Source organism: Niveibacterium umoris (assembly GCF_014197015.1).
GTDB classification, from domain to species: domain Bacteria; phylum Pseudomonadota; class Gammaproteobacteria; order Burkholderiales; family Rhodocyclaceae; genus Niveibacterium; species Niveibacterium umoris.
Genome location: NZ_JACIET010000001.1, coordinates 195,507 through 206,824, shown reverse-complemented (window position 1 = coordinate 206,824; position 11,318 = coordinate 195,507). Strand labels below are relative to the sequence as shown.

Annotated in this window: 13 protein-coding genes; 5 read left to right on the top strand and 8 right to left on the bottom strand. The window is 65.3% G+C overall.

Going from position 1 to position 11,318, the window contains the following annotated elements:
• Positions 1-48 precede the first annotated feature (48 nt).
• The 5 genes from GGR36_RS00855 to GGR36_RS00835 all read right to left on the bottom strand — a co-directional run bounded on the left by GGR36_RS00855 (position 49) and on the right by GGR36_RS00835 (position 5,393).
• Positions 49-525: a DUF456 domain-containing protein gene (locus GGR36_RS00855; RefSeq protein WP_183630853.1), complete on the bottom strand. Its 477-nt coding sequence runs from the start codon at positions 523-525 to the stop codon at positions 49-51.
• A 16-nt stretch (positions 526-541) separates the two neighbouring features.
• Positions 542-1,120, bottom strand: coding sequence for a GNAT family N-acetyltransferase (locus tag GGR36_RS00850; protein WP_338086605.1), 579 nt, complete (start codon positions 1,118-1,120; stop codon positions 542-544).
• A gap of 2 nt (positions 1,121-1,122) precedes the next feature.
• Positions 1,123-2,949 carry a DNA helicase RecQ gene (recQ, locus tag GGR36_RS00845; protein ID WP_183630851.1) on the bottom strand — a complete coding sequence of 609 codons (1,827 nt, stop codon included), beginning with the start codon at positions 2,947-2,949 and terminating at the stop codon, positions 1,123-1,125.
• Positions 2,950-3,000: 51 nt separating this feature from the next.
• A complete protein-coding gene (locus tag GGR36_RS00840; RefSeq protein WP_183630849.1) occupies positions 3,001-4,122 on the bottom strand; it encodes a glycoside hydrolase family 5 protein in 1,122 nt (373 codons plus the stop codon).
• Positions 4,123-4,217: 95 nt separating this feature from the next.
• Positions 4,218-5,393: an MFS transporter gene (locus GGR36_RS00835; protein WP_183630847.1), complete on the bottom strand. Its 1,176-nt coding sequence runs from the start codon at positions 5,391-5,393 to the stop codon at positions 4,218-4,220.
• 366 nt (positions 5,394-5,759) lie between these two features.
• On the opposite strand from GGR36_RS00835, the gene GGR36_RS00830 reads away from it, so the two are divergent.
• Both GGR36_RS00830 and GGR36_RS00825 read left to right on the top strand, forming a co-directional pair.
• Positions 5,760-6,650, top strand: a complete 891-nt coding sequence (locus tag GGR36_RS00830) for a hypothetical protein (protein WP_183630845.1) — start codon at positions 5,760-5,762, stop codon at positions 6,648-6,650.
• On the top strand, positions 6,640-7,878 hold the full coding sequence (locus tag GGR36_RS00825) for a hypothetical protein (RefSeq protein ID WP_183630843.1): 1,239 nt from the start codon (positions 6,640-6,642) through the stop codon (positions 7,876-7,878). Before GGR36_RS00830 ends, GGR36_RS00825 begins: the two co-directional genes overlap by 11 nt.
• A gap of 135 nt (positions 7,879-8,013) precedes the next feature.
• Here GGR36_RS00825 and GGR36_RS00820 read toward each other — a convergent pair whose 3' ends face one another.
• Genes GGR36_RS00820 through GGR36_RS00810 form a run of 3 tightly spaced genes read right to left on the bottom strand, consistent with a single transcriptional unit; the run spans position 8,014 to position 9,794 of the window.
• Positions 8,014-8,454, bottom strand: a complete 441-nt coding sequence (locus tag GGR36_RS00820) for a hypothetical protein (RefSeq protein ID WP_207064344.1) — start codon at positions 8,452-8,454, stop codon at positions 8,014-8,016.
• The gene (locus GGR36_RS00815; RefSeq protein WP_183630839.1) at positions 8,433-8,768 is read right to left on the bottom strand and encodes a hypothetical protein; all 336 of its coding nucleotides are present in this window, start codon (positions 8,766-8,768) and stop codon (positions 8,433-8,435) included. Before GGR36_RS00815 ends, GGR36_RS00820 begins: the two co-directional genes overlap by 22 nt.
• Positions 8,769-8,813: 45 nt before the next feature.
• Positions 8,814-9,794: a helix-turn-helix transcriptional regulator gene (locus tag GGR36_RS00810; RefSeq protein ID WP_183630837.1), complete on the bottom strand. Its 981-nt coding sequence runs from the start codon at positions 9,792-9,794 to the stop codon at positions 8,814-8,816.
• Positions 9,795-9,903: 109 nt separating this feature from the next.
• Between GGR36_RS00810 and GGR36_RS00805 the strand changes: the two genes are divergently transcribed.
• The 3 genes from GGR36_RS00805 to GGR36_RS00795 are packed head-to-tail and all read left to right on the top strand — an operon-like array spanning position 9,904 to position 11,284.
• Positions 9,904-10,167 carry a hypothetical protein gene (locus GGR36_RS00805; protein ID WP_183630835.1) on the top strand — a complete coding sequence of 88 codons (264 nt, stop codon included), beginning with the start codon at positions 9,904-9,906 and terminating at the stop codon, positions 10,165-10,167.
• 37 nt (positions 10,168-10,204) lie between these two features.
• The gene (locus GGR36_RS00800; RefSeq protein ID WP_183630833.1) at positions 10,205-10,762 is read left to right on the top strand and encodes a hypothetical protein; all 558 of its coding nucleotides are present in this window, start codon (positions 10,205-10,207) and stop codon (positions 10,760-10,762) included.
• Positions 10,763-10,810: 48 nt separating this feature from the next.
• A complete protein-coding gene (locus tag GGR36_RS00795; RefSeq protein WP_183630831.1) occupies positions 10,811-11,284 on the top strand; it encodes a metal-dependent hydrolase in 474 nt (157 codons plus the stop codon).
• Positions 11,285-11,318: the final 34 nt, after the last annotated feature.

Below are 11,318 nucleotides of genomic sequence, written 5' to 3'. Positions count from 1 at the left end.
GAGCTAGAACGTCACGGGTGTTTCCTCATCATAGCCGGGGCGGCCGTCTCAGACGAAGTAGGCAAAAACGAATACTGCAAGCATTGCAACCGAGATACCCAACTTGGCCGCCATCGCCAGCACGAAGCCCAGGCCCGCGGCAACCCCCGCCCGCGCGGCCTGCCCCGCATTGCGACGGGCATAGAGTTCGCCCGCCGCCGCACCGATCACCGGCCCGAAGATCAGCCCCGGAATGCCGCCGAACAGCCCGATCACGCCGCCGATGCCGGCCCCCGCCATCGCATAGCCGCTCGCGCCGACCAGCTTCGTGCCAAGGATGCCGGCGACGAAATCAATCGCCCACGCGAGTGCCGCCAGCACACCCAGCACCACCACCGCGATCACGCCCACCTTCTCGAAGTGATCGATCCAGGCCCCCAGCAGCATGCCGCCGAACAGCAGAGGCGTGCCTGGCAACACTGGCAGCACGATGCCCGCAAGGCCGATCACCATTAGCCCGATCGCCAGAATCCACAGCCATTCCATTTTTGCCCTCGTTTCCTTAGCCCAACCGCCCAGGCGGCCAGTCACGCATGAGCAAGGCGTGAAGTTCAAGATCCTGTGTCTCGCCGTTCCAGAAACCTGCTTCGCGCATCCGGCCTTCAAAGGCGAAACCGAGTCGCGCCACAGTCCGGCGCGAGCGCTGATTTTCAGGATGAATCAAGGCTTCGACTCGGTTCAGTGCCATGTTGTCGAAGCCCCATTGCAGCATCGCGACCAGCGCCTCGCGCATGTAGCCGACGCCCCATGCACTGCGCGCAAGTTCGTAGCCGATCGTGCAACTGCGCCAGGCACGATTCCATTTGAACAGCCCGCAGGTTCCAATCAGATGGCCATTCTCCTTTCGTTCGATACCCCACCGCGTGCCTGGATTCGGCATCTTTCGCCAGGCAGCAAAGGTTTCAATCAAACCAAGCGCCTGTTCCGACCGGGTAAGCAGATCACTGCCGAACCATCGCATACCCTCCGCGTCCGAATGAATCTCGAAGACCTCCGGTGTGTCATCGGGAGTCAGTTCGCGCAAACGCAAACGTGGCGTCGTGAGTGACGGAAAAGCAGGAGCGGGGTCCACGGTTTCCACCGTCACGATGATTCGACCTCGTGCGCGCGAATCACAGCAAGGAACTCGGCGCCGTAACGTTCAAGTTTCTTGTCGCCGACGCCGGAAAGCTCAGCCATCTCGGCCAGCGACGCGGGGCGGCGTTCGAGCATCTGTTTGAGTGTGGCATCGCCAAAGACAATGTAGGCGGGGACGTTGTTCTCTTCGGCGAGTTGGCGCCGGCACTGGCGCAGCGCCGCCCACAGGGTGCGCGCTTCGTCACTCGCGAACTCGATCTCGCGACGCACGCTGGTGGCGCCACCGGGTGTCGCCTCGCGCACCTTGCGCGCCATGAAGCTCGCCTCGCCCCGCAAGATCGGCCGGCAAGGTTCGAGCAGCAGCAGGCCGCCGTGCTCGTTCACGCCGATCAGGCCCTGCGCGACCATCTGGCGCAAGAGCGAGCTCCACTGCACATCGCTCACCGTCTTACCGATGCCGAAGGTGCTCAGGTGCTGATGCCCGCGTTCGATCACCTTCGGGGTTTCACGCCCTTGCAGGATATCGATGAGGTGGGCGGCGCCATAACGCTGTCCGCTTCGGTAGATGGTGGAGAGCGCCTGCTGCGCGGCGACGCTGGCGTCCCAGGTTTGCGGCGGGTTCAGGCACATGTCGCAGTTGCCGCAGGGGGTGGATTCTTCGCCGAAGTAGCGCAGCAGCACCTCGCGACGACAGGCCGGCGCCTCGCAGTAGCCGAGCAGCGCATCGAGCTTCTGCCGCTCGACCCGCTTCACTTCATCCGGCGCCTGCGACTGCTCGATCATCTCGCGTTGCAGCACCAGATCCTGCAGCCCGTAGGCCATCCATGCATTGCTCGGCAGGCTGTCGCGCCCCGCGCGGCCGGTCTCCTGGTAGTAGGCCTCGAGCGACTTGGGCAAATCGAGGTGGGCAACGAAGCGCACGTCCGGCTTGTCGATGCCCATGCCGAAGGCCACGGTCGCCACCATGATCACGCCCTCGCCACGGATGAACTTGTGCTGGTGCGTCGCACGCGTTTCCGCATCCAGCCCTGCGTGATACGGATACGCGTTGAGCCCTTCGCTGCGCAGCCACTTCGCGGTCTCTTCGACCTTCTTGCGCGACAGGCAATATACGATGCCGGAATCGCCGTCGTGCGTGCTGCGGATGAAGCGCAGCAACTGCTTGCGCGGGTTGTCCTTCTCCACCACCGTGTAACGGATGTTCGGCCGATCGAAACTGGAGAGGAAGACCTCGGCGTGCTGCAGCTGCAGGCGTTCGATGATCTCGGCGCGGGTAGCATTGTCTGCAGTGGCCGTCAGCGCGACGCGCGGGATGTCCGGAAAGCGCTCGTGCAGCACCGAGAGCTGGATGTATTCGGGGCGGAAGTCGTGGCCCCATTGCGACACACAGTGCGCTTCGTCGATCGCGAACAGCGCGATCCGCGCCTGACCGAGCAGTTGCTGGAAGCGCGGCGTCATCAGCCTTTCGGGCGCGACGTAGAGCATGTCCAGCTCGCCTTCGAGCAGTTCGCGCTCGATCACCGAGGCATGTTCGAGCGGCAGCGAGGAATTGAGGAAGGCAGCCCGCACGCCGAGCAGCTTGAGCGCGCTGACCTGATCCTGCATCAGCGCGATCAGCGGCGACACAACGATGCCGCAGCCGTCGCGCAACAGCGAGGGGATCTGGTAGCACAGCGACTTGCCGCCGCCGGTCGGCATCAGCACCAGCGCGTCGCCGCCGCCCGCGACATGCTCGACAATCGCCTGCTGCTGCCCGCGGAAAGCCGGGTAGCCGAAGACATGGCGCAGGGTGTCGAGGGCCGGCGGAGCGCTGGCGACTGGGGTCGAATTCATCGCCCTGATTATACCGACCCCCTCCCCGCCCCCCGGCCCCCCCTGTCGGGACTAACTCCCCAGCAGCGAATCGAGCAGGGCTTGCTTGAAGCTCAACGCGACCGGGTCGTAGACGCCGAATCCCGAGGCGAACTCCCAGTAAGTCCAGCTCATGCCGCGCGCCTCCATCGCCGTCCGCATCGCGCGATTGAAGCGGATCCGTGAGGCCTCGTCGGCCTTGCTGTAGGCGCCGAACTCACCGACGAAGACCGGGTAACGCGTTCGCGCCGACCACGCGCTGGCGGTATCCAGCGGCAAGGTCATCGCCGACAGTTGCCCACTGCTGCAACAGGTCACGCCGGTGGGTTTGGGCGGGCTGATCCACTCGGCACCCTGATGCGTGAAGTCGAAGGGTTCGTAGTTGTGCACCGTCGCGATCAGGTTGGCGTCGTTCGGCATTTTCAACTGCGCCAGATCGCTCGCGTTGTTCCAGTGCGTCGGGCCGATCACCACCACCCGCTGCGGGTTGGACTTGCGCACCACGCCAAGCGCCCGCGCCGCCAGCACGTTCCAAGGCTCGCCATTGAGCCGGCCGTGCGGCTCGTTGTAGAGCTCCAGCAGTAATTGCTCGCTGCGAGTCTGGAAACGCGCCGCAATCTGCTCCCACAGCATCACGAAGCGCACGTCGAGCGCGGCGCTGGCCACCGCGAGTTCACCCGAATCGAGCGCATCCCCGTCGAGCTGGCGGTAGTGATGCATGTTGAGTACGACGACGAAGCCCTTGGCGAGCAACTTGTCCACCACCGACTCGACACGCGCCATGAAGGCAGCGTCGATCGTGTACGGGGCTTCGGCACTCGCGTGGTTGCTCCAGCGCACCGGCAAGCGTACCGAGCGGAAACCTGCCGCCCAGGCCTTGTCGATGAAGTCGTCGGTGACGCTGATCCCCCAGGCGCCTTCGGTCGGGGCTTCGAGCATGTTGCCGAAGTTCACGCCGCGCCCGATCGACGCGGCTGCCGCTACCGCCCGCGCCGATGCGCCAGGTGCAGCGTTGTTGGCCACCGGCGGGTAGCTCGCGATATCCGGCACCGGGGTCGCTGGCGCAGTGCCCGCGGCTCCGCCCCCACACCCGGCCACCATGACCGCGCCCATCGTCGCGACCCGCAGGGGCCACAGCCATTGCATTGTTTTCATGTCTGCCTCGCTATTCCAGCTTTCTGCTGATTCCCGTGGCGAGGTCAATATTCTTGGTCTCGCAAGGATACCGACTGCCAGCCGCCGTGTGCGCGTCAGTCGCTTGTTTGCGCGCCGACCACCGACGCGACGCCAGCCGCCAACGCAATCGCAGCACACACGGGCCAAACGCCCGCCAGCGCAACAGTTGCCGAGAACAGCAATGGCACCCCGAGCCCGGAAACGTTGCCGAGCAGGGACCGCAGACCGATCGCCTCGCCCGCCCGGCCCTGCGGCGCGTGGCGATGAAGCAGTGAAAGCACGTTCGGTTGCCCGCAGCCAACCCCACACCCGAGCAGGAAGGCCAGCGCCATCAGCGCCGAGGCGCCGCGGGCGACCGTGAATGCGCTCCACACCAGCGCTTCGAGCGCCAGCGCTGCGGCGAGCATGCGCCACTCGCTGAAGCGATGCCCCGCCGCCGACACCACCAGCCGAATCGCCAGCGTGCCGAGTGCGAAGGCCGACATCACGGTACCGATGGCGGTCGCCGACAGCGCGGCGCGATGGCCAAGCACCGGGCCAAAGAAGGTGAAGGCATCCCAGGCGATGGCATTGATCGTGGTGAGCAGGTACACACGGCGCAGGGTCGGGCTTTGCAACAGGCCGCGCCAGCCAGCCTTCGTTGTACTTGTGGCGGCTTGCGGATCGGCCGCAACCGCATCGCCCCTCAACTGGGTGCTCAGCAGCAAAGCCAGCAGCGTCCCGCCGCAGAGGACGGCGAACGCGGCACGAAAACCGGCAGTATCGATCACCGTCCCGGCGATAAAGGGACCGATCACCGAAGAGGTCGAATGGCCCAGGGTGAGCCAGGCAAATAGCGCGACGCGCTGGGTCGGCGAGGCCACCGGCAGGTTGCCGACGGCGTGCTGGATCGCGACCGAGACGATCGTGATGCCCGTGCCGCACAGCACCCCACCGACCATCATCGCGGGCAAGGCCGGCCAGGCGGCCGGCAACAGGATGCCGAGCAGGATCGCTGCAAGCCCGCCGCGGATCACCGGCTGCGGCCCGTAACGGTCGCTCCAGCGGCCGAAGTGCATACCGAAGGCGACCGACAAGACGCTGTAAAGGGCAATCAATACCCCGACCGCCGCTTCCCCGTAACCGTGGCGCAGCAGGAACAGCGATGCCGTGACACGTCCGCCCGCGACAGCAATATGCCCGAACAGCATGACGCCGATGAGCGCAATGAGTTGCGGGGGAAATCTTGCGGGCAGCGGAAGGTAGCGCACGACGGAATTGTACCGTCGTAGCACTTCGTCCCCTTGACGATGCCCGTGCTGCAGCGCCCACGAACACCCCAAAACTGCCGCGGCCGCCAGTATCGACAAGCCACCGAGCCGCATTGCCGCTGTCATTTCGCCATACGTGGCGGTATGGGCATTTTGTGCGCTGGCAGCACCGCCACAGGGGCCATTGTGCCCCGTGATACGGCGGCTATAGTCCGCGCGTTCCCCGGCTGGCAAAGGGGAACACCTCCTTCAGGCATCTCCCCGGACAGGGCTTCGAACCGGGTGCGACCTCGGGCTACCGCAACGAGGGAGGGATCACGGCCCGACATGCATCGCATCGTGTCACTCATCCACGGAGACCGCACCATGTCGCACACGCATCGCAGAACGCTTGCCGCCCTCCTTGCCACCGCCCTCGCCTTGCTGGCGCTGCCGGCCCTGGCCGACAACTTCACGCTGTGGATCAACGGCCGCAATGGCGGCGGGCAAATCGGCAACTACGATTCCTTCACCTACTGGGGCCCGGCGAGCACCGCCGCCGGCGTTAACAAGAAGGCCGTGAACTGGGATGGCAAAAGCCATATCGCCGACCAGAACTACCTCGTCCGCAACGCCCTGGACTGCTTCTGTACCGGCAACAACTGGTGCTATGTGGCCGTACATAGCGCCGGCGACCTGATGATGGGTTACACGATGGCGAACTACGGCAGTTCGACCCGCTACAAGAAAACGCCGCAGCCGAACGCGTCCGGGCAATGCAGCAACGCCGACGGCACCACCCAGACCGGCTGGAACATCAAGTGGGTGAACGTCGCCTCGGGCGCCGGCGGTGGCTCTGAACTGGCCGATGTTGGCTCGTGGGCGGTGTCGGACGTGCTGACGCAGGACCTGAAAACCACCACCGCCCGTGCGCTCTACAACCACAACGCCACGCAGGGCGTCTGGTTCTACATGTACGCCGGCGCCAAGGGCACGCTGTACTCGGGCATCCTGCCGGGTCAGGATGACGAGGTGGTCGCCTACCACTCGACCGGCGGCGTCTCGGGCAGCGCGGGCGCATCGTTCTGCAACCCGTCGGACTGGTTCTGCAATGACCTGACGCTGGGTACTGCCGCGAACGAGGGTGGCCGCACCAAGTGGAGCTACCACTCGGTGAGCTTCCGCGACGACGGCGAGGCCTACAACCACTACACCAACGGCGCGTGGGGCGGCATCGTCTCGGTCGTGCGTACCAACGTCGTCAACAATGCGCGCTGACGATCCGGGGGGCGGCAAGCCAGACCGCCGCCGCTGGGCCTTGCCGGTATCGCTTGCGCTGGTCGGCCTCGCCGGCGTCGGCTGGCTGATCTGGCCCGATGTCGCCGCGAAACTCGCCGACAGCGCCGGCACCGTGCGCGCCGCAACGTCCGCAGGGGCTGCGGGTGGCACCGCGTTTCTGACGGCGCGGCCTGCAGACAGCGCGGGGGCTGCGACCGCGCAAGGCATCGAGGCCGAGCGTGCGCTGTGGGCAGAGCGACTGGCACGCGCGCGCGCGACGCTGGTGAGCTATCGCAAGGCCAGCGAATACCCGTTCAATTCCCGCCCGGCGAGCGAGCACGCCGACCAGCTCTACCCCAACCGGCCGGTGATCGAAGCGCGTCCCCTGAACAACGGCAGTGACGAGGCCGACACCTCGGTCGAAGTCGTCACCAGCCAAAGCCGGGTCTTCATGGCCAGCGGCGAATCGGTGCTGTTCACGATCGCCGCGCACGACCAGGATGGACATCCGCTGCCGGTCGCGGTACAGGCGGCGCGTGCGATCGGCATGAACCCGACGACGAATGGCGGCAGCCGCAGCGCGCCGGTCGCGTTCAACGACCAAGGGCAGGCGGGCGACGCGCAGGCGGGCGATGGCACACAGTCGGCGACGCTCGACCCGAGCGGCACGTCGCTCGCGGATTTCGACGGCACAATCCGGGTGGAAGTGGCATTCACGGCAGGTGGCAAGAGCGGGCGACATCTGTTTGACGTGGTCTATTCGCCGCAGGTGCCGGCCACATGGGCGGGCCCTTTCCGCGATGCGCAGGAAAACGGTTCGCTGGTGCTGCGCGTTCCGGTCGATGTGAAGCAGGCGGGGCGCTATGTCATCAACGCGCGGGTCGACGACGCCAGCGGCACGCCGCTGGCGCTCGTCACCTTCAACGACGAACTGGCGGCGGGCTCCCAGCCGGTCACGCTGACCGTGTTCGGGAAGCTGATCCACGACAGCAAACCGACCTTCCCGCTGCAGGTGCGCGATGTCGATGGCTACCTGCTGCGCGAGCAAGGCCACCCCGATCGCCTGCTGATGCCGCGCCTGGAAGGCAAGGTGCTGACAAGCGCGCAGTACGCCTTGAGCAGTTTTGCGAACGTCGAGTGGCAAAGCGAACAGAAAGAACGCTACCTGAAGGAATTCGGCAAGGACGTCGCTGAAGCACAACAACACCTCGCTGCGCTTGGCCAATAAACCAAGACTTCATTCAGCTTGTCTAAAAGAAAGGCGCCTCGAAGTATGCGTAGACGGCCCGTTGCCGTCCTCATGATGACCGTAGCCACTGAACAACATTACGATGTCGGTGAATACGTTGCTCGCTTGGCCGATTTAGAACCCGACGCTTCGACGGTTGTGCAAGACTTCGACCAGCGCCGCGCGCGGCGACCAGATAAACCCGCACAGCCAGAACAGACACGTCGACGCGTAGGCGTTTGCCTCGCGGTAGATCGGGTTGCCCATCGACAGATGCCAGGCCATGTACACGCCGTCGACGCACCACCACCAGGCGAGCAGACTCAGCGGTAGCCAGCGCCACTGACGTCGCATCAGGATACGCGCAGCCATGGGCGATAGCAGGTAGGTGAAGGCGCCCATCAGAATCGACACGCCGACATCCCAATCCCCGATCTCGAGTGTCAGCGCGCCCCAGAGCAGCCATGCCATGCCCACAGCGAACGTGGCAAGTTTCCACGGCCGGCGCCATTCGCCGGGGGCGAGCAGTTCCAGCAGTTGCCTCACCGCCGGCATCATCGCGTGCGACGCGCGCATTGCCGCGCGCGCCAACGACCTCGCACGGGCGTGTCGTCATCTGTCGTAACGAACAGCCTGCGAACGAGAACTGCCACGACCAATCCGGCACCGAACGCCGCCGGGGCGATCCAGGTTGCGCGCGGTTCGCCCTGCAGCAGATCGAATACGTCTGTCAGAGCGAGCAGCATCAGCAGCAGGATCGCAAGATCGAGCACGGCGCGAACGGCCGCGCATCCCCACTCCACCAGCCAGTGGCGCGGTGACAGTCGGTCCTCGTGCAGCGCGGCACGCGGGGCGGCGTAGAGGTTGTCGCGGTTCATCACGTCGGCCATGGGGGCTCCTGCGCGTGTATATCGGGTCTGCGGCGTCTGACTGCGTCAACGCTGCGGTGTCTGCATGGCTTGCAGCGCTTGGGTCAATCTCGCGTGGACTTCTTCGCGCAGGGAAGCGGGGGCGATGACTTCCACTTCCGGCAGATGGCGCATCACATCCATCGCGAGTTCGAAGGGTGCGCTGTAGGGAATGCGCAGGGTGTAGTACCCCGCGTCATCGAACGCGCCCTCCTGGTCCGGATGCCAGGTTTCCTTGCTGACCCAGCGCGCGCGCTCGGGCGCGAAGCGCAGTTCAGCCCATTCGACCTTCTCGCCCGAGAAAATGCCATAACCGGCATCGAGCACTTTCTTCAGACGCTGCTCGGAGACTTCCTTCGCGGCCTCGGTGCTGCTCCACACCCCTTCGATCGCATCGAGCCCGAAGCTGCGCAACTCATTGCGCAGGTGGCACCAGGCTTCGAGGTACCAGTTCTCGCGGTAATAGGTCAGGCGCTGGGGCGACACCTCCCGTCGCGTGACTTCATTGCGCCCGCGATGGCGGTGGTCGATCATCAGGCGCTGGCGCTTGAGCACCGCATGGGCGATCGGGGTGAAGTGGCGCGGCTCATAACGCCGGCCGCTCGATCGCATCACCCGGATGCGCTTGTTCACCGCCTCGAGCGGAATGTCCTCGCGATCGAGCATCGCGCGCAGCCGGGTGAGCAGCGGCTGCACATGGGGCGTCAGCAGCCCCGGGCCGAGGCTCTCGAGCAAGGCCTCCATCGACAGCAGCGCGTGAATCTCGGCCGCCGAGAACCACATCCCGGGCAGTTCGAAGGATGGCGTGTTCGGGTCAGTTTCGTAGCGATACCCGCCGGCGTCCCGATCCCAGATGATTGGCGCCTCCAGGCGCGAGCGCAGGTACTCCAGATCGCGCTTGAGGGTCGCAAGCGACACTTCCAGCTCCGCCAGCAGCTCGTCGCGGGTCACCACCCGCCGCTCGGCGATCAGGCGTTCGATCTTGTAGAAGCGTTCGGTGCGGTCCATGACGGATCAGGGTCTTGTGAGGATGACGTGCATCTTGCCGCATGGGTAGCTCACCGGGTGAGCCTGGCGCGCGCAAGAATGCGTTTCATCAAGTTCGCGAGGTCCTCGCATGTTCTCCAAACCCCTGCTCGCCACTGCGCGCCCCGCCTACCCCTCCCCTTTGCCGACCTGCGCAAGCGCTCCGTCCTACACCGCTGACGATGCCGATGTCGCGCTGGAAGCCTTGCTGCGCTGGGCACGCGCATCAGGCCGGCCGTTCGACGCTGTGCTGCCGCTGGTGACCAGCCGCTTTGCCCCTGCTGAGATCGTGACCTTCATGGATCGCTGCCGCCCCGGTGCCGCGTCGCTGCGCGAGCTCTACGAGGCCCTCTGAGCCTGCCCCGACCCGAAGTCCCTACTGGAGACTGTCCATGCACGGCGATCTGAACGAAGCGGAACGCGAGATGTTCGACATACAGGCCAAGCGCTGCAGCACCAATGCGCCGGTCATCGATACCGGCCGCACGAAAGGTCACCCACTGACGCATCAGCGCTGGACGCGCACGCTTGCCGATGGGCGTGTGATCGCGCTGACGAAGCTGATTCAGTTCGGTACTTACGATGGCATGCTGTGTGGCCTCCCCGGTCAGTTCTGGGATGAAATCGAATATCGCGGCAAGGAAGCCCTGCGCAGCGCGCGCGGCCGGTTACCTCCCCATTTCGGAACGCCTGTGTTGCTGACGCCTCAGCGTTTCGTGGGCGAGGTCACACGAAGCGACGGGAGTAGCGAACGCTGGCAACGCGTCGGCTTTGTCACCTGCATCGGGGTGTTCGAATCGTCCGAGGTCGCACGTGACCCGGGGGAGTGTTACTCATCCCTTGTGGCCGTGTGGTTCCAGGACGCCTTCGGTGTTCCGACCGAGCCCTTGGTGCTCACGCAGATCGACGCGCTGGACTGGACTAGACTCGCCTGGGACTGGACGCCCTGATCGCCTGGACACCCGACTTTCATCACCGAACGCCCGCCGAAGACAGCGATGCCTTTCACGCCCTTCCACCTTGGCCCCGGCGTTACGCTCAAGCGCGTGGCAGGCCCGCGCATGAGCCTTGCAAGCTTCACCTGCGCTCAGATCCTGATCGACCTGGAACCGGGTATCGGCATGCTACGTGGCGCGAGCGTGCTGCATGGTTATTCGCATACCCTGGCCGGCGCCTTGCTGATCACGCTGATCTGTGTCGCCCTCAAACGATGGCCGGAACGGGCATTGGGCATCCGCATCTCCGCCCGCTCGGCGCTCGCCGGGGCCTTGGCCGGTACGCTAAGCCACCTGCTGCTCGACGGTATCGTGCATCACGACATCCAGCCATGGTGGCCACTGACCGACGCCAATCCGCTGCAAGGCGCGTTGTCGTGGGAAGGCACCGAAGCGCTGTGCCTGGTGCTCGCGTTGCCCGCGCTCTTCTGGATCCCCGAGGGCTGGCGACGCCTGCGGGCGATGCCGTGGCGATGACGGATCAAGCGAACACGAACTGAGAGGCGCAGCG